The 19281-nt window shown below is 35.1% G+C and carries 19 protein-coding genes; 5 read left to right on the top strand and 14 right to left on the bottom strand.

Translation table 11 applies throughout. From position 1 onward, the window contains the following. The first annotated feature begins 5 nt into the window (after nt 1-5). The 3 genes from ispF to A9G11_RS07600 are packed head-to-tail and all read left to right on the top strand — an operon-like array spanning nt 6 to nt 2170. Nucleotides 6-479: a 2-C-methyl-D-erythritol 2,4-cyclodiphosphate synthase gene (gene ispF, locus A9G11_RS07590; protein WP_065619014.1), complete on the top strand. Its 474-nt coding sequence runs from the start codon at nt 6-8 to the stop codon at nt 477-479. A 33-nt stretch (nt 480-512) separates the two neighbouring features. Next, complete coding sequence (gene truD / locus A9G11_RS07595; protein ID WP_065619016.1) at nt 513-1538, top strand: tRNA pseudouridine(13) synthase TruD; 1026 nt, start codon at nt 513-515, stop codon at nt 1536-1538. Between the two features lie 5 nt (nt 1539-1543). After that, the gene (locus A9G11_RS07600) at nt 1544-2170 is read left to right on the top strand and encodes a protein-L-isoaspartate(D-aspartate) O-methyltransferase (protein WP_065619017.1); all 627 of its coding nucleotides are present in this window, start codon (nt 1544-1546) and stop codon (nt 2168-2170) included. Between the two features lie 360 nt (nt 2171-2530). On the opposite strand, the gene pnuC is transcribed toward A9G11_RS07600, so the two are convergent. Further along, entirely contained in the window at nt 2531-3220 is a 690-nt protein-coding gene (gene pnuC / locus A9G11_RS07605) for a nicotinamide riboside transporter PnuC (protein ID WP_065619018.1), read from the bottom strand. Between the two features lie 5 nt (nt 3221-3225). Next, nucleotides 3226-4458, bottom strand: a complete 1233-nt coding sequence (nadR, locus tag A9G11_RS07610; RefSeq protein ID WP_065619019.1) for a multifunctional transcriptional regulator/nicotinamide-nucleotide adenylyltransferase/ribosylnicotinamide kinase NadR — start codon at nt 4456-4458, stop codon at nt 3226-3228. 233 nt (nt 4459-4691) lie between these two features. Between nadR and A9G11_RS07615 the strand changes: the two genes are divergently transcribed. Together A9G11_RS07615 and recD are read left to right on the top strand one after the other, a co-directional pair. Next, on the top strand, nt 4692-6284 hold the full coding sequence (locus tag A9G11_RS07615) for a DUF4139 domain-containing protein (protein WP_065619020.1): 1593 nt from the start codon (nt 4692-4694) through the stop codon (nt 6282-6284). A gap of 21 nt (nt 6285-6305) precedes the next feature. Then, nucleotides 6306-8162 (top strand): exodeoxyribonuclease V subunit alpha, encoded by a 1857-nt coding sequence (gene recD, locus A9G11_RS07620; protein ID WP_065619021.1) that lies wholly within the window; start codon nt 6306-6308, stop codon nt 8160-8162. A gap of 45 nt (nt 8163-8207) precedes the next feature. Here the strand turns inward: recD and A9G11_RS07625 are convergent, their stop codons facing one another. From A9G11_RS07625 to cydD, 12 genes are all read right to left on the bottom strand, one after another. After that, nucleotides 8208-8501 carry a DUF7677 family protein gene (locus A9G11_RS07625; protein WP_065619022.1) on the bottom strand — a complete coding sequence of 98 codons (294 nt, stop codon included), beginning with the start codon at nt 8499-8501 and terminating at the stop codon, nt 8208-8210. Nucleotides 8502-8589: 88 nt separating this feature from the next. Further along, a complete protein-coding gene (locus A9G11_RS07630) occupies nt 8590-9315 on the bottom strand; it encodes an amino acid ABC transporter ATP-binding protein (RefSeq protein ID WP_065619023.1) in 726 nt (241 codons plus the stop codon). Next, complete coding sequence (locus A9G11_RS07635) at nt 9312-10013, bottom strand: ABC transporter permease subunit (protein ID WP_065619024.1); 702 nt, start codon at nt 10011-10013, stop codon at nt 9312-9314. Before A9G11_RS07635 ends, A9G11_RS07630 begins: the two co-directional genes overlap by 4 nt. A 1-nt stretch (nt 10014) precedes the next feature. Further along, complete coding sequence (locus A9G11_RS07640; protein ID WP_065619025.1) at nt 10015-10749, bottom strand: amino acid ABC transporter permease; 735 nt, start codon at nt 10747-10749, stop codon at nt 10015-10017. A gap of 91 nt (nt 10750-10840) precedes the next feature. Then, entirely contained in the window at nt 10841-11749 is a 909-nt protein-coding gene (locus A9G11_RS07645) for a glutamate/aspartate ABC transporter substrate-binding protein (protein WP_065619026.1), read from the bottom strand. 227 nt (nt 11750-11976) lie between these two features. Beyond that, on the bottom strand, nt 11977-13518 hold the full coding sequence (lnt, locus tag A9G11_RS07650; RefSeq protein WP_065619027.1) for an apolipoprotein N-acyltransferase: 1542 nt from the start codon (nt 13516-13518) through the stop codon (nt 11977-11979). After that, a complete protein-coding gene (corC, locus tag A9G11_RS07655) occupies nt 13511-14383 on the bottom strand; it encodes a CNNM family magnesium/cobalt transport protein CorC (RefSeq protein WP_065619028.1) in 873 nt (290 codons plus the stop codon). The genes lnt and corC overlap by 8 nt, the downstream gene beginning before the upstream one ends. A 112-nt stretch (nt 14384-14495) precedes the next feature. Further along, on the bottom strand, nt 14496-14960 hold the full coding sequence (ybeY, locus tag A9G11_RS07660; RefSeq protein WP_065619029.1) for an rRNA maturation RNase YbeY: 465 nt from the start codon (nt 14958-14960) through the stop codon (nt 14496-14498). An 18-nt stretch (nt 14961-14978) separates the two neighbouring features. Beyond that, nucleotides 14979-15449 (bottom strand): 23S rRNA (pseudouridine(1915)-N(3))-methyltransferase RlmH, encoded by a 471-nt coding sequence (gene rlmH / locus A9G11_RS07665; RefSeq protein ID WP_065619030.1) that lies wholly within the window; start codon nt 15447-15449, stop codon nt 14979-14981. 4 nt (nt 15450-15453) lie between these two features. Next, complete coding sequence (gene rsfS, locus A9G11_RS07670; RefSeq protein ID WP_065619031.1) at nt 15454-15771, bottom strand: ribosome silencing factor; 318 nt, start codon at nt 15769-15771, stop codon at nt 15454-15456. Between the two features lie 165 nt (nt 15772-15936). Next, entirely contained in the window at nt 15937-17568 is a 1632-nt protein-coding gene (cydC, locus tag A9G11_RS07675; protein WP_065619032.1) for a heme ABC transporter ATP-binding protein/permease CydC, read from the bottom strand. Beyond that, the gene (gene cydD, locus A9G11_RS07680) at nt 17562-19277 is read right to left on the bottom strand and encodes a heme ABC transporter permease/ATP-binding protein CydD (protein ID WP_065619033.1); all 1716 of its coding nucleotides are present in this window, start codon (nt 19275-19277) and stop codon (nt 17562-17564) included. The genes cydC and cydD overlap by 7 nt, the downstream gene beginning before the upstream one ends. Between the last annotated feature and the right edge of the window lie 4 nt (nt 19278-19281).

Consider the following 19281-nt stretch of genomic DNA (forward strand, 5'->3'; position numbering starts at 1 on the left):
AAAACATGAGAATAGGTCATGGATTTGATGTTCATAAATTTGGCGGAGAAGGACCAATTACACTGGGTGGTGTGAAAATTCCTTATGAGCATGGACTTATTGCACATTCTGATGGTGATGTGGTATTGCATGCTATTACCGATGCGTTGATTGGTGCATTAGCATTAGGAGATATTGGAAAGTTATTTCCTGATACTGATCCTAAATATCAAGGCATTGATAGTCGTATTTTGTTGAGAGAAACATATAGTATTATTCAAACTAAGGGATATGAACTGGTTAATCTTGATGCAACGATTATTGTCCAACAACCGAAAATGCGTCCTCATGTTGATCAAATGCGTGTCAATATCGCTGAAGATCTTAATGTTCACTTCGATCTAATTAGTATAAAAGCAACGACGACTGAACAATTAGGCTTTACTGGGCGTAAAGAGGGTATAGCTTGTGAGGCAGTAGTTTTATTAAAAAAAAATTAACGATTAATTAAATCAGGTAAATAGGTAAAAGTAGTGTTAGTAGAAGAACTCAGTTATTTATACGGAAAACCAACAGTTACTGGGCAATATAAACAGCAGTATGATGATTTTGTTGTTAAAGAAGATCTCGGTTTTGAGCTGACCGGTGAAGGTGAACATGTTTTAGTTTATTTACAAAAACGCGATTGTAATACCATTTATGTTGCTGAACAACTTGCTAAATATGTGGGCATTTCTGCTAAATTAGTAAGTTATGCAGGTTTAAAAGATCGTCAGGCTGTCACTTCCCAATGGTTTAGCTTACATATGCCAGGCCAATCAACCCCTGATTTTTCCGCATTTAATTTGGCAGATTGTCAAATATTACAAGTGACGCGACATAATAAAAAGTTAAAAATTGGTGCGCTAAAAGGTAATCACTTTAATATTAGACTTAAAGAGTTAACCGCTAAGACGGAATTGGATTCTAAACTCGCCTTAATCAAACAACATGGTGTACCTAATTATTTTGGTGAACAACGATTTGGTCGAGATGAAAATAATATTACACAAGCTATAAAATGGGCAAATGGAGAAATTGCTGTTAAAGATAGGAAAAAAAAGAGCTTTTATTTATCTGCCGCGCGAAGTGCTATTTTTAATGATATAGTAAGCAAACGAATTGAGAAGGATCTACATCAACGAGTGCTTGATGGTGATATATTGCAGTTAGCCCAGCGTGGAAGTTGGTTTGTAGCGCAAGCGAATGAGCTAACGGTTTTACAACAACGTTTATTGCAAGGCGAAATTAATATTACAGCACCAATGGTTGGCGATTCGCCACTTGGTACTTTGTCTGTTGCTCTTGAATTTGAACAAGAGTGTTTACAAAAATGGTCTAAATTTGGTGACTTGTTTGAAAAAGAGCGGATTGAAACAGCAAGACGTTCGCTGTTATTACGTCCGCAACAACTTGTTTGGCAATGGTTAGATGATAATTGTATTGAAGTCAGCTTCTATTTACCTTCGGGTTGTTATGCAACAAGTGTGATACGTGAACTGATAATAGGGAAAGTGTAACGCAAATGCAAAGTTTGAAAATGCAGTCTTTAATTAAATTATTGCGTCAGCAAGGAATCAAAGATGAGCGTGTCTTAACAGCAATCGCCTCAATTCCTCGTGAACATTTTATTGATGAAGCGCTGTCTCACCAAGCGTATGATAACCGTTCATTACCTATTGGTAGTGGGCAAACTATTTCACAACCTTATATTGTTGCGCAAATGACCGAGCTGTTGCAATTACAACCTAACTCCAGAGTTCTTGAAATAGGAACAGGGTCTGGATATCAAACAGCAATATTGGCTAAATTAGTCGATCAAGTTTGTTCAATTGAGAGAATTAAAAGTTTGCAATGGAATACAAAACGAAGATTGAAACAACTTGATATTCATAATATAGCAACACGTCATGGTAATGGTTGGCAAGGGTGGCCTGAACGCGCTCCTTTTGATGGTATTATCGTTACAGCTGCCGCATCAGAAGTTCCTCAAAGTTTAGTAGAGCAATTAGCCGATAAAGGACGCTTAGTTATTCCGGTAGGTGAACATGAACAGATTTTACAGGTGATTGAGCGAGATGGTGATAACTTTATTACTAACAATATGGGCGAAGTAAAATTTGTACCATTAGTTAAAGGTGATATAGAGTAAAAACTATCATGATAGACGATGGTTTCATCTTGTTAAATTAATTAATGCATATATTTTTCTCACTTTATCTGGTGTGGCTGGGCGTTATTCATCGGTTTTTATGAAGATATATTGATATATACAGCTCAGTTTAACAAACCGATAGTTTGATTTGGTTAATTCCGCTTTTGTATAATAAACATTATTTTTCCTTCCTATATGTCTACTTATTGCAATAGAAGCATAAAGAGTCGGTAAATGATGAGAGCCATACCAAAAACCGACCATGCATTATGTTGTTAAGGTGATAATTTAATCACCTATTTATTTTATATTGAAACGTATAGCTAACCTGAAACTTCTTGTCAAAAATAGTTGTGTTTATGACTTATTTTCAGATTGTTTCCATTCACAAATCCCATAAATGGCATTAAATAGATAGATTAAGTATTGGGTAGCAATAATGAGGTTATCAGTATAAATGTTTAGACCAATAACAAGTACGTTTAATATCACCCATAAATACCAATTAAATGAGTACCTTAGCATTAACAGCAGTTGTGCCACCACGCCTAATCCAAAAATAAAACAGTTAGTAATCAGTTGGTAAATAGTATTATCAACACCAATGGCATTAGTTAGGTAGATATTAAAAAATACTGCACAGATAAGGAAGATAATTGTGTATAAAAATGCCTGTTCATTAAGCGCGCGAACTTTGACACTTTTATTATCGTCTTGGTTTTTGTGCCAAGTGATGATCCCATAGATGTGAGAACAAAAATAGTAGAAAGTAGGTAGGCTGGCACCAATATTACCACCTAAGAAATTAGCAACACATTCTCCGGTTACAGCGAACATACCAAGTAAATTACCGCTATTTTTACGCTTAGCGAGTAAAATAACACAAAGTAAACCACAAAACGCTCCAAAATAAGATATCGCATAGCGTATGTTTACAGTAGTAAAAGGATCGGTGTATAGAAAGGCTAAAGAGACACAGACTATACAAAATACCGGATAAAATTTATTACGGCCAATGAGTATGATACCTGCGATTAATTTATCCATAACTATTATTCCTCGTGGTTAATAAGTTGATTAACTAAATCGATACAACGTAGGTAGCGCTGTTCATAATCAGGTGAATCTATTTGAATATAATTAATGTTATTTTTTTCTAATATAGAAATAAGTAATTGTTGAAAGTCTTTTCGTTGTTTAGGACTACCTAAATGACGTAAGCCGTCAGCTACCCAAGGGGTATTGTTTCCAAGTAAAATAACCAGATCAAAACGGTAGTTATTGATCATCGCTTGTAAAAATGGATGTTCTTTGCCTTCATATTTCTTGCAGAAAGCTTGAGTGGTCACAAAATCGGTATCAATAAACGATACTTTGTTAGCATGTTTTATAGCAAAATCAATATATTGTGCATGTCCTAAGGCAATTTTATCGTAGTCAGCAAATTGTAATGCTCGTTCATCGCCGCCAAGTTGCGAAAAGACATAATCTCGTCCATATTCCCAAGCACTGGTAGTATTAAATACGTTCGCTAACTTATTCACTAAGGTAGATTTGCCACTTGATTCACCGCCTAAGATAGCGACAGTTCTGACAAAGAATGGTCTGACCTCAGTTGGAATATATTGCCAGTTTTTAAGTGGAGCTTGTCGGATTTGTGTTCCACTTACTGGCATAAATTGTCTGGTTGGATCTATTAACACTGTCTTTAAATTGAATAAATCTTTATACATCTCCACATCTTGTGGTTCACTTGAGTAAACACAATTGGGATCGATGCCTTTTTCTTTAAATAGTTTTTTGACACGATCACTCCATTGATGCCAACCATTTGGATAAGCAGGAATACCATCCTCTTCTAGTAATTCAATATGAATATTTTTTTGATATTTAAAAGTTTGTAGTAGCCAACGAATTCTATCATTGATTGTTGCTTGACGTGACATTGCACTTTGTTCAAATAGCGCCATATCACGTAGCGTATCAGAGCAGAGGATTACATAGAGTTCATCGACTTGACTAATAGCTCGTTGAATAAGGTAGATGTGTCCAGTATGTAGAGGATAAAATTTGCCAAAAATCACGCCGACTTTTTTTTGTTTTATTGGCTCTTCGACTTGTAAATAGTGGTGAAGTGACTGTAATTTTTGCGCACTGGGATTTTTGATTTTATCATTAATAAGTTGACTAAGATAACCTTTAGTCATTTGGCAAGCATCGGCAACGGTTTGTAATGATAAGTTCTTACGTTTTATTACTTTTTTTAAATAATTGAAGCTACTCATGGTGTCTCCTTATATTTCGTTTTATATTTTTTACTAAATGTACATTATTTTATTTAAATGTTCAATATATTAAACAAATAATTTATTTTTTTATCTACCTTATTTACATATAATACAAATTAAGATTCTTTATTATTGATGGGACAAGTTAGTGTGAGATTTGATGGTGATTCAATCAAGATCACTTTGTTCTATTGTTAAAGATGATAACCATACTAAAAAAGGATAAAACAATGAAAATTCAGAAAATCGCCTTGCTAATTGCAGTTATTTCTGGCTCAGCTTTTGCTGATAACAATATCACCTTAAATAAAGTCACCTTATTTTTAAAAGGTGCGGAGTTACAAGGACAATCAACTGTATCATTGACCAAAGGTGAAAGTGAGATTTTGTTAACTGGTATTGCTGATGGTGTTAATCCTAACTCAATCAATGTCGGTTTTAATTCAGATACGAGTATCAAGATATTATCCACTACTTTAAAAAATAATGATGTTGCAAAAAGAGAAGAAAGTAGTGAACTAAAGTCGTTAGGTGATCAGTTACAACAATTAGAGACAAAATATGTTACTACTGAGATTCAATTGAAAGCAGTGTCTGAAACAGTTACCTTATTACAAGGCAATCGTTTAGATGGTTTAGTCAAAACAGCACATGATGAATTGACTGATATGAAAAATGTATTAGATTTTGTTAAAACAAATTTAGCGACTGCGTTGAATGAGCAATATACTTTACAAACAGAGTTAGACAAGCTAGAGCAACAACTCAGTGATTGTAAACAGAAAATAGAACAAGCAAGGGCTGCCTCACACAACTTAAATAATGCCATTGCTGTTAAAGTCTATTCTGATAAAAAAGTAGAACTACCGATGACACTTTCATATGTGACCGAGAATGCTGGTTGGAAACCCGTTTATGATGTACGGGTCGCTGATATTAATTCACCACTACAATTAACCTATAAAGCTGATGTTTATCAGCAAACGGGTTTAGATTGGCAGAATATCGATTTTAGTTTATCAACCGCTAATCCAAGTGAAGGGATCACCGCTCCGGAACTAACACCTTGGCATGTTGATATGTATAGCAATGAGAAAGGTGGTGGTTTCTTCTTTTCTAAGAGTGAAAAAGATTATGATCAAATTAGCGCTAGAGTATCCAAATCTGTAAACCCGATGATTGATAATGTATTAATTAATGCTACCGGTATTGATACTCGTTTTGATGTTAAATTACCTTATACGATTAAAACTAATAGCCAAAACAATATATTAACCCTACAAGATAAACAAGTTGAGGCTAAATATCGTTATATTTCTATACCAAAATTAGATAGTAATGCTTATTTACAAGCCCAAATTGCCGATTGGGATAAACTTAATTTATTACCCGGTAAATCTACTGTATTTTTCAATGGTAATTATATAGGTGAAAGTTTTATTACGACTGCAGATGTGAAAGATACACTTAACCTATCATTAGGTCGAGATAAAAATATTTTGATTACCCGTAATCGTAATCTGGATGAAACTTCAAAACCCTCTTTTTTTAAAGATGAAGTCTCTCAAAAATATGCTTATATTATTACTGTAAAAAATACCAAACCATTACCAATTGATATTGCTATTTACGATCAGTTACCGTTAATTCATCACAAGACAATAGAACTTGATGATGCGAAGTATGGCGACGCTACTTATGATAAAGATACCGGATTATTAGCTTGGGAATTTACATTAAAACCAAGTGAAGCCAAGAATCTTAACTTAAGCTTTAAGTTAACTTATCCAAACGATAAAGCTAACACTATAATAGGCTTATAGACAACATAAAAAGAACAAAGTATGTTATTGCAATGGTTAAATCAGTTTAAACAATATAGTCAAGTGAGTTTGCTAGATATACATTTAGCAAACTTTTTAACGAGTAAAGCGCAGTTAAATGATGAGATTTGGGCTAAACGATTTAGCTTTTTGATTTTATCCCTTAGTATGGAAGTGAGAGAAGGACATGTATGCCTCTCTCTTTCACGTTTAACCCAACAAAATATTGAACCTGAAATCTGGTTAGCATTGTTATCACCCACTGAGCAAGATTGGATAACAACCCTTGAACACGCCACAAAAAAACAGGTAGTAAGTAGTGGTGAACAGCTATCACCACTCATTTTTACTCAAAATAAACTCTATTTTCAACGAATGTGGCTGGATGAAAAGTTAGTTGCCCACTATTTTAATCATACTACATTGGAGCAGAAACCGTTTACTACGAATGATCTGAAAAATATTCTTGATCAGCTATTTACTAATAATGAGGTTACGATCGATTGGCAGAAGGTCGCGGTGGCCGTTGCATTAACACGTAAAGTAGCCATTATTTCTGGTGGTCCTGGTACAGGTAAAACGACAACGGTGGCTAAAATCTTAGCCGGAATTATGTTAACAACCCCTAATGCACGAATAGTTACAGCTGCGCCAACGGGGAAAGCGGCTTCAAGGTTGACCGAATCACTTAGCCGTGCGATCGATTTGCTCTCTTTTCAGTCGTTAAATATAAGGGCTGAAGCAGTGACTTTACATCGTTTATTAGGTGCTAAAGCTGACAATCGTTCGTTCTCTTATCATAAAAATAACCCATTACATGTTGATGTTTTAGTGATTGATGAAGCCTCTATGGTCGATTTAAATATGATGGCAAGGGTTATTGATGCCTTGTCAACGTCAGCTCGACTAATTTTGTTAGGAGATAAAGATCAACTTTCGTCAGTAGAAGCGGGAGCCGTTTTTGGTGATTTATGTGCTTTCATAGCCTCGGGATACAGCGAGGGGAGAGCAGAAGAGTTGAGCTACCTAACCGGGTATTTTGTTCCTGTAAATCAGAATGTTGCATCTATCACAGATAGTATTTGTTTGTTACAAAAGAGCTATCGCTTTAATGAATCATCTGGCATTGGTTTATTAGCAAATGCTGTTAAAGAAGGTCACTATTTGACAGTCAATAAGCTGTTAGCTGATGCTTCACTTAAGGATGTTCAGTATCATCCTTTATCATCCCAACAAGCCTATGAATCGGTGCTTAACGACTGCGTTACACATTATAAGCATTACTTAAATACCATAAAACGATATGGCAATGATGACATTGCTTTAATATTAGACAAGTTTGCCGAGTATCGCTTACTTTGTGCGGTACGGGAAGGATTATTTGGTGTTGAAGGTTTAAATAAACAAATTGAATCATTATTGGCTAAAGATAATTTAATTCGACTGAAAAACAAAGAAACATGGTATATAGGGCGCCCAATCATGATTTTACGTAATAGTGCCTCATTAGGGTTATATAATGGGGATATTGGTATTACGTTAGCCGCTGAACACGATAGTTCAAAACTGCGAGTTTATTTTCCTTTTGCTGATGGATCAATTAAAGGATTTTCACCTTTTAGATTACCTGAACATGAAACGGCGTATGCCATGACAATTCATAAATCACAAGGTTCAGAATTCGATCATGTTAATATAATATTGCCTACTGATTACTCCCCGTTACTGAATCGATCTTTACTTTATACCGCGATCACGCGAGCTAAAAAATCAGTTTCAATTTATGCAGAAGCAAAAATATTAGAAAGAATCGTTAAAAGTCAGATATATCGTGAAAGTGGTTTAGCAGAGCAGATTAATGATTATAGCGCGCAATAGACTATTGTTATAATTAGTTATCAACAATTTGTTAACTAATATAGGTTAATACAGCTCAAGTTCCCAATCTTCGTAGGGTGGATCAATGACATAATCATTATCAAAATAGTAGCGCAAAAAATCTGTAGCACGTTTTTCCGCATAGGGAGCATTTAAAACTTCACCATTTTCATCAAGTTCAATCACATTAGCATAAATGGCAAATACTTGTTCTATAGCGCTAGGATCTTCACCATAAAGAGATAAATAATCAATCCCCTTTAAAGTATATTGGGTTCCACTTGCCATAAAATAGACAAATGTTCTTAATGCTCCACTAAATGAATGACTTAACTTCATATTTTACTTCTATTGAGATAGAAAAGAGGGGGATATTATAAAAAGCACCGGCTAGTTTAGCAAGGTGCTTTTTATTTTGCATGATCGATTAATGGATGATCTTAGCTAAGAAATCTTTGGCACGATCTGATTGTGGATTAGTAAAGAACTGCTCTTTAGAGGTATCTTCAATAATTTCCCCTGCATCCATAAAAATAACGCGGTGTGCCACTTTACGAGCAAAGCCCATTTCGTGAGTAACAACCATCATTGTCATTCCTTCGTAAGCAAGTTCAACCATTACATCTAACACTTCATTAACCATTTCAGGATCAAGTGCTGAAGTTGGTTCATCAAATAGCATCACAATTGGATCCATACAAAGTGCGCGAGCAATAGCAACACGTTGTTGTTGACCACCTGAAAGCTGAGCTGGGTATTTATTTGCATGTGCAAGCAAACCAACGCGATCTAGCAAACTAAGTGCTTTTTCTTGTGCTTCTTTATCAGCTCGCCCAAGTACTTTAATTTGAGCAAGAGTTAGATTTTTTAATATTGTTAAATGTGGAAACAGTTCGAAATGCTGGAACACCATACCAACTTTGGAACGCAATTTAGCCAAATTAGTTGACTGGCTCGTGACTTCTGTTCCATCAATAATAATTTGACCTTTTTGTACTGGCTCTAAACCATTGACAGTTTTAATCAGCGTTGATTTACCGGAACCTGACGGACCACAAACTACCACAACTTCGCCTTTACCGACTCTTGTTGTACAGTTTTTTAATACTTGAAATTGTCCATACCATTTTGATACATTTTCTAAGGAGATCATCTATTTATCCCTTTTTTGAAATAATTAACTAAACGTGAAGCAGTAAAACAAATTACAAAATAACTCGCTGCTGCAAAAATAATCATTGAATATTTAACAGTGCCACCTTGCACATTACCAATTTGTGTAACGCTTGCGCCAAAAAGGTCGATTAAACTCATTACATAAACTAAAGAGGTATCCTGAAATAAGATAATACCCTGCGTTAATAGTAATGGCACCATCGATCTAAATGCTTGAGGTAAAATAATCAAGCGCATTGCTTGGCTTTTTGTCATTCCTAATGCATACGCTGCATGGTATTGACCTTTAGTCACTGCATTAATACCGGCACGAATGATCTCAGAATAATAAGCCGCTTCAAAAAGTGCAAATGCAATCATAGCTGAAACAATTCGAACATCAGCATAAGGCGGAAGATTAAATACATATTTTATAACTTGCGGTAATGCTAAATAAAACCATAACAATACTAATAGTAGTGGTATAGAACGGAATAAATTGACATAGCATTTGGCAAAAATATTAAGTATTTTACAATTTGACAAGCGCATAAGTGCCAGCACTGTACCCCAGACAATACCAAAGATAACGGCATTTAAAGTAATTTTAGTTGTTAGCCATAAACCACTTAATAATAAATGATAATTATCTAATACCAATGAAGGTATATTGGCAATCCAATCAAATAATTGCATCTTATCCTCCATGATTCATATTAGGTAAACGCGTATGTTTTTCAACAATTCGCATAATAGTAATAACGGCATAATTGATCAGCATAAAGGCTATGGTGACGCCGCATAATATTTCGATGATACTATTAGTTGACTCATTGATACGATCAATTTGGCCAATTAAATCGATTAGACCAATAGTTGAAGCAACCGATGAGTTTTTAATAATATTTGTCATCTCAGAGGTCAGTGGCGGAATAATGCGTCGATAAGCATTTGGCAATAGTATATACCGATATGCTTGGCAATTAGTTAAGCCAAGTGCTAAAGCAGCATATCGTTGACCTTTAGGTAAAGTTTGAATACCTGTTCTGACTTGTTCAGCAACACGAGCCGAAGTAAATAATCCCAAAGCAAGTGCTGCAGTGATAAACGAGCTTATATTTGGCGATAATCCAGATATAAACCAAGTTTTTAGACTGCCTGTCAATATTTCTGGCAGAATCATATACCACAAAAACATTTGCACAAGTAATGGAATATTGCGGAATAGCTGAATATAGCTAGCAGCAAAATTTTGTAGAAATTTATTTTCTAAAGTTCGGCAGATCCCTACCAGTGATCCTAGTAAGAAGGCGATGATCCAAGCAGTAACTGCTAAAGAAGCTGTTACAAAGACACCATCTAAAAGCCAGTTTAAATAAATTCCATCACCGTAGGGAGTGGGTTCAAAAAATAATGTCCAATTAAAACTCATAATATATTTAATTCATTAAATTAGATTATGTACCAAATATAACGATATATCGATATAGTCAGTACATAAGATTAGAAAGATAAGAAAAGTATTAATCTAATGCTTTATCATTTGGATTTGCAAAAAGTTCAACCATCTTAGGTGAAATCTCTAGTGCCATATTGGCACCTTTTGGTGGAACTGGTTGAGTAAACCATTTATTGTAAGATTCTAAAGCTTTTCCTGATTTCTGTGCGTCAGCAATTGTTTTGTCCATTAATTGTTTAAATTGAACATCGTCTTTTCTGACCATACAACCATAAGCTTCATAAGAGAGAGGTTCACCAACAATTTTCCATTCTGTAGGATTTATCGCTCGTGAACGTTCACCAGCAAGTAAAGCATCATCCATTAAGAATGCAACAGCTCGACCTGTTTCTAAAGCATTAAATGCATCACCATGATCTTTAGGTGTAATAATACGAATACCTAAATTTTCTTTACTATTGATTTGATTTAAGCGAATTTCAGAGGTTGTTCCTGCGGTAGTTACCACATTTTTACCTTTAAGATCGTTAATACTATTGATATTACTATCTGCTTTCACTAAAAAGCGAGTACCAACAATGAAGATAGTATCTGAAAAACTAACAGTTTTTTGACGTTCTAGGTTGTTAGTGGTTGAGCCACATTCAAAATCATAAGTATAGTTATTAAGTAATTGAATACGAGTCTTAGAGGTAACTGGTAAATATTTTACTTTAAGATTGGGTAAATTTAACTCTTTTTTAACTGCTTCTACAATTAAATTAGAATAATCTTGGGAGTAACCAATTACTTCTTGATTATCACCGTAATAAGAAAATGGAATAGAAGATTCACGATGACCAACAACAATAACACCACTATCTTTTATTTTGGCTAATGTACCGCTTAGTTCCTCTGCAACTGCGGCACCACTCATTAGTCCCAACATTGCAAATGATAACACTAATTTGGTTAATTTTGTTTTTTTGTTCATACTCATCTCCTACTGTTTAATTTGTATCATATTAAATATATTTAATATTTTTACAAAGGGGGTATATTATAACTTATTTTTTAGCATAAAAGTACTTTTTACTGTTTATTTGTATATTATTGAAGTCAGGTGATGCCTATAAATCTTAAGTTTCAGATGCAAATTGGTGTCACCCATATAGTTTATAACCATATAAATTAAAGCAATAATTATGCCATTATCTTAGACTATGAGCGTTTTTTTATGAAAAGTGAAATAAACATCAACAACATGATGACAGAAGAGATCATATCCTTCCATTTAGCATAAGGTGTTAAACCAATTGTTGGCGATATTGTTTGGGTTAAGACGGCGGTTTCAAATTGAGGAAGTTGTTTAATAATATTGCCATGGTGATCAATGATAGCGGTAATCCCATTGTTGGTGCTACGAATTAACGGACGACCAAACTCTAATGCTCTGGCTTGTGCCATTTGTAGATGCTGCCATGGACCAATACTGTCACCAAACCAAGCATCATTAGATACAGTTAGTAAAAAATCTGTATCAGGTGCAAAGTTCTGTAAGATTAAATTAGATAAAATTACTTCGTAACAGATAGCGGTAGTGAACTTGAACCCTTTAATTGTAAGTTGTGGTTGTGTTGCTTCACCAGCTTTCATTGATGACATAGGAATATCAAGAAGAGCAGCAATTGGTTCAAGTACCGATTCTAAAGGGGTGAATTCGCCAAACGGAACTAAGTGATGTTTCTGATAGCGGTTAGTCGTCGGGTATTCATAAGGATTTTTTTCACCAAGAACTAATAACGTATTGTAAATATTGCTGTTGGTTTCGTGAATTCGATCTGCGGGTCGGAAATCAATAATGCCAACTGCAATTTCCGCATCATTTTCTCTGGCTTCATTATCTAGATATTGTAAATAAGGTTGTTGATTTAATTCAAAATCAGTAATACTTGCTTCTGACCAGATAATGATTTTATCTTTACTCAGGTTTGCTTTAGTTAGTTCAGCATACGTACTTAAGGTTTTATTTAATTGCTGGCTTGACCAGCGTAAAGATTGAGCAATATTTCCTTGTATTAACACAAAATTAGCAGAACGTTGACTATTTACTGTCGTCCAATTGATATTTTTGAATGAAAATGGTGCAATAAAGATCACCAATAGTGCAATTACAGCACCAAATGTGTGCGTTTTTTGCGCTAAGCGTTTTATGTTATATAACGTGTAAACAACCAATCCGCATATAATAGTGGTTAATAAATTTACCCCATTAATTCCTATGATTGGAAAGTAAGCACGTAAAGGGCTATCAAGCTGGCTATAACCTATTTGCAACCAAGCAAATCCAGTGAGAATATAACCACGTAAAAACTCAGTTAATTGCCAAATTAGTGGGGCAGCTAGTACTAACTGTTTAAATGAATATTTATGAAAAAATCGATTTAATAAGCGAAGTAAAAGCGCAAATAGCATTGGGTATAACGATAGATATAAGACTAACAGTCCTAAAATGGTAATCGCAATAGGAGTACTAACTTCACCATACTGCTTAATACTGATATAAACCCAATGGATACCAGATGCAAAATAACCAATACCCCAAGTTAAACCAATTCGCATGGCTTGTTTTCTGGTTTTGTCTGCAATTAGCCATAATAGGCCGGCAAATGAGATAATAGATAAAGGCCAAATATGAAAAGGTGCATAGCTAAAAACAGCTATACCACCTAAAATTAAACCTAAGAAAAGATGTTTAAGCATTGTCAGCTAACTCTAAACTAGGCACAGTTGCACCTTCTGGAATAGTCACATGTAATTGAATGATTCGCCGACGATCAGCAATGGTCACTTTAAATTGGTAACCATCAATTGTGATACTTTCACCGCGTACTGGTAAACGACCAAAATGCTGCATTACCAATCCTCCAATCGTATCCATTTCTTCATCACTAAAGTTTGTTGCAAAGGTTTCATTAAAATCTTCAACTGGCGTTAGAGCGCGGACTGTATAAACGGATTGAGATAGGCGACGGATATCACGGTCTTCAACCTCGTCATACTCATCTTCGATATCACCAACAATAAGCTCTAAAATATCTTCAATGGTAACTAGACCAGATACTCCGCCAAATTCATCAATAGCAATTGCCATATGATAGCGCTGCATACGGAACTCTTTTAACATATGATCTACACGCTTACTTTCTGGCACAACAACAGTAGGACGTAAAATATTTTTGAGATTAAAGTTATCAACACCTTCACGAATAAAAATGAGTAGATCTTTGGCTAACAAAATGCCTTCAATATGATCTCGATTTTCACTAATAACAGGATATCGGGAGTGACCATGTTCAGAAATAATATCTAAACATTCATCAAGAGTGTAGTTGTCATTAATGGTAACAATTTGAGAACGGGGGATCATAATATCGCGAACACGTTGTTCTGCTATATCCATTACACCCTCAATCATATCAAGAGTATCAGGATCGATAAGTTCATTTTCTTCAGCTTCGCGTATAACTTCGATCAATTCTTCCTTGTCTTTTGGCTCTGAATTAAATAACTGATTTAACCATAATGTGAACCCTTTTTTCGGTCTCCGGTGATTATCATCACTCATTTGCTCTCATCCCTTTCTGTTAGTGAATTATTTATTTTTATAATTAGGTATTAAATGTACAATTTCATCATCAAGATTACAACATGAATAAACGAAGTAATCTATATTTTTGTTAATCAATTGGTTGATAAGGATTATCAAAACCTAATTGTTTCATGATATCAATTTCGATATTTTCCATTTCTTCGGCTTCTTCGTCAAGAATATGATCATAACCTAACAAATGTAAACAACCATGGACAATCATATGCGCCCAATGCGAAGTTAATGATTTATTTTGTTCTTTTGCCTCTGCTTCTACAACTTGCTTACAAATAATTAAATCACCTAATAGAGGTACTTCAATTTCAATAGGTGATTCAAAAGGAAACGATAATACATTAGTCGGTTTATTTTTATGTCGATAGGTGTTATTTAATTGCTGAGATTCTTGTTCATCAACAATACGAATAGTGATTTCGGCATTATCCATAAATTGCGGCAGAATAACTTCGAGCCACTGCATAATTTGTGGTTCATTTGGCAAATTGTCACAGTTTTGAGTAGCGATTTGTAAGTCTAATATAATTTCGCTCATTATCTATTTCCTGACTATTTATTCTCGATGATAAGGATGATTGGTGGTTAAACTCCAAGCCCGATAAAGGCTTTCAGCAACAATCACACGGACTAATGGATGAGGTAGTGTTAATGGTGAAAGTGACCAACTTTGCTCGGCAAGAGCTTTACAAGCAGGGGATAAACCTTCAGGGCCACCAATTAATAAACTGACATCCCGGCCATCAGTTTTCCAACGCTCTAGCTGCTCAGCTAGATTGTGAGTAGTGTAAGGTTTACCGGGAATGTCGAGGGTAACGATACGATTACCTTTACCACAAGCGCCAAGCATTAACTCACCTTCTTTATCTAAAATCCGTACAATATCTGCATTTTTAGTTCGTTTACCCGCAGGTATCTCAATGAGATCTAAAGGCATATCTTTAGGAAAACGAGAACAATAGTCATCAAAAGCGGTAGTGACCCAATTTGGCATTTTTGTACCGACAGCAATAAGCTGTATCTTCACGCAGTTAACTCCATAACTTCTCGAGTTCGTAAAGTTGACGGCTCTCTTCTTGCATTATATGTACAATCACAGAATCCATATCAACCACCACCCAATCAGCATCATTCTGGCCTTCACTACCTAATACTAGGTGTCCTTGTTTTTTGGCTTCATCAAGAAGGTGACCGGCAATAGAAGCTACATGGCGGTTGGAGGTACCAGTACAAATTATCATGTAATCGGTAATACTGGATTTACCACGGACATCAAGGGTGACAATATCTTTACCTTTTAAATCATCAATTTTATCGAAGATAAAATCTTGTAACGATTGCTGCAAAATAATCTCTCTATGATTAAATAATAAAGTGTTAGTATAGCATATTTTTTAAAAATCACGGTTATGATTGAATGAGATCTTAAGACAATTGACAAAATATTTCAGGTTAACTATACGTTTTAGTATAAAATTTAATGATCATCAAATAAATTTAATCGGTCATAGTTGTTAAAGTGAAATAATACGATCAAACAGTGGATCATGAGTTAAACGGTGTGTCACCATTATTAAGGTTTTATCCTTACAAGTTTGCTTAATTAATGCAATAATTTGTTGTTCGGTTTGCTGATCAAGGCTTTCTGTTGGCTCATCCATTAATATTAATGGTGAGTTGTGTAGTAATGCTCTGGCAATACCGATTCGACGAATTTCCCCTCCAGAAAGTGAACGTCCTCCTTGTCCGAGAGGTAAATCTAACCCTTCTTGTGTCGTTAACAATTTATCAAGTTCTACTTGTTGTAATACCGCAATCAATTGTTGATCGGTTGCTTGCTGATCACCTATAAGTAGATTTTGACGTAAACTATCACTAAATATGGTAATAATTTGTGGAACAACTGCAATTGCTTGTCGTAAGGTTTTTTCATCTAGTTGATTAAGTGGGGTATCATTAAAATAAATATTACCTGAATTAGGCTCCCAAGCACGATTAATCAGACTTAATAGCGTTGATTTGCCACAGCCTGTTTTACCAATCAAGCCAATATGTTCACCGGCTTGAATCGTTAACGAAAAATTGGTTAAGATAGCAAAAGGTTGATTTGGATAACTAAAATTGATTTGCTTAAATTGTAATTTGGCTGAACTTAAATCAATGGTTTTTCCAGATTTAACAAATTTGATATTTGGTGTTTGATTGAAAATAGCACTGGTGCGAGTAGCTGAAGTTAATACCTGTCCTAAGAAGATAAAAGCCCCCGGGATAGGGGTTAAAATTTCAGCACTAGCAAGACAAACAAACACAAACAGCGCAACTAATGGCGATAAAGTGTATTGAGTAATTAACCATAAAACCAGTAAAGTCAGAAATCCTACAATCAGTAATACGACAGCACTGGATAAAGCCATTAATGTTGACTGGCGTTGCTGATTTCGTAGCCAATTGGTTTCGAGTTCATCCAGTTTAGCTCGGTAACGTAATTGAGCATTAAACAGCGTCAATTCAGCTTGACCTTGTAAATAGTTAATTAAAAGTAGACGGTATTCACTTTGCTGTTGAGCCAGCGTTACGCCTAACTGTTTACCTGCTTGGTAAAATATAATCGGTACAGCAAGCAAGGTGATGGTGAGAACAATGGTGATGATAAGAGCAATGGGTAGATTAATTGTACTTAAGCCTACAAATAGCATCACAATTATGATTAATGCGGTGACAATAGGTGAAAATAACTTTAAATAGAGATGATCTAAAGCATCAATATCAACAATAAATCGGTTGAGCAGATCGGCTCTTTGATACTGGGCTAATTGATTAGCGCTCAAAGGTAAAATCTTTCGAAAAGCTAATGTTCTTAAATAAGCTAAGATCTTAAAGGTAGTGTCGTGATCAACTAAACGTTCCATGTAGCGAGCAGCAGTGCGAGTGATCGCAGCACCACGTACACCAGCAGCAGGTAACATATAGTTGAATGTATATAAACCGGCAACACCAACAAATGCAGTAGAGGCTAAAAACCATCCTGATAATGATAGTAGAAATACACTGGCAAAAAGTGTAAGAATCGATAATGATAAACCAATTAAGATCTGCCAAAAATAGTGTTTATAAAGAGCAATATAAGGTCGTAGTATGGCTAGCATGAGATCTCCTTAATATCACAATGAAGTTTACCTTTTGCTAGTTGCCAAATTAAGTCATATTGTTCAACATCATCTATCTGATGTGTGATAGTAATGCTATTAGGTGCAATATGATGTTGTTCAAGGTTTTGTACGGTTTGTTTATCTAAGCTTGCGGTAGGTTCATCGAGTATTAACAGCTGGCAAGGTTTTAACATTGCTCTTGCTAATGCAATCCGTTGCGCTTGCCCAACCGATAGGCGTAATGCATCTTCACCCACTTGCGTATCCAGACCTTCAGGTAATTTGGCAATGACATCGCTTAATTGCGCTTTAATAATAACCGATAAAAGTTCTTCATTGGTAGCATTAGGTTTACCAAGTAAAATATTTTCACGTACAGAGCTATTAATTAGGTAAGGCGATTGTCCTATCCAACTAACTTGTTGTTGCCAATCGGCAAGATCTAATTGATTAAATTCGATACCATTTATTTTGAGCGAGCCTTTATAGGGTAAAAAACCAAGTAATACATGCATTAAAGAGGTCTTACCTTCACCACTGGTACCAATTAGAGCCAGTTGGAATGGTGCTTGCAGTTTAAAAGATAATGGTCCAACAATAGGTTGTTGTTCAATGGATAAAACAATCAGATCTTGTGCTTCAATCGTTTGCAGTGATGTATTGAGTCTATCTTTAATCGTGGTTTGGTTTACTTGTTGTTGTGGTATTTTTTTATTTAAAAAGGCTTCTATATTATCGGCAGCAGCAATGGCTTCAGCTTTAGCATGATAGTAAGTACCTAAATCACGCAAAGGTTGAAAAAATTCAGGAGCCAAAATTAATGCAAAAAATCCGGCAAATAGCGTCACTACACCATTATATGAACCGAAATTAAATTCACCTAAGTAAGAAAATCCAAAATAAACAGCTACAATAGCGATAGAGATAGATGTAAAAAACTCTAATACAGCAGAAGATAAAAACGCCATTTTAAGTACTTGCATGGTTTTAACACGAAAATCTTCAGATGCACGTTGGATCTCCTCGGCCTGCTTTTCTCCTTGATCAAATAAGCGAATAGTATTCAGTCCTTTCAAACGATCTAAAAAGTGACCACTTAAATAAGCAAGCGCCTTAAAATGACGACGATTAATATCAGCTGCGCCCATACCGACTAAAATCATAAAAATAGGAATTAAGGGGGCCGTACAAAGTAAAATTAAAGCAGCTGTCCAGTTGAAAGGTAAAATGGCGATGCAAATTAAAATGGGTGCCATACTGGCCAATCGCATTTGTGGTAGATAGTGAGCATAAAAATTTTGTAGATTATCGACTTGCTCAATCACTAAAGTACTCCAAGCACCAGTAGTACTTTGGTTTAAATAAGCAGATCCACGAGATTCAAGTTGATTAATCAGATTTTGACGAATTTGCTTTCGTACTTTACTGCCCATAGTAAAATTGATTTTTTCGCGTAAATAAATCAATAAAGCACGAGCTAATAGTACGGTAAGTAAAGAAAAAAAGTAAATAAGGACATCTGAAAAATTAAGTTGTTCAATAATGATTTTTTGTAAAATCATCGCCAATAATGAAGCTTGTAAAATCACCAAAATGGTCAAAATAAAGCCGGTTAAAGTGGAAATACGCAAATCTGTTTTATACATTTTTGCATACTGCTTTAACCAACCCAGAAGATAAGTTTGACGGTTTTTATCTAATGACATGGAT

This window comes from Gilliamella sp. wkB108 (assembly GCF_001690195.1).
Classification (GTDB): domain Bacteria; phylum Pseudomonadota; class Gammaproteobacteria; order Enterobacterales; family Orbaceae; genus Gilliamella; species Gilliamella apicola_L.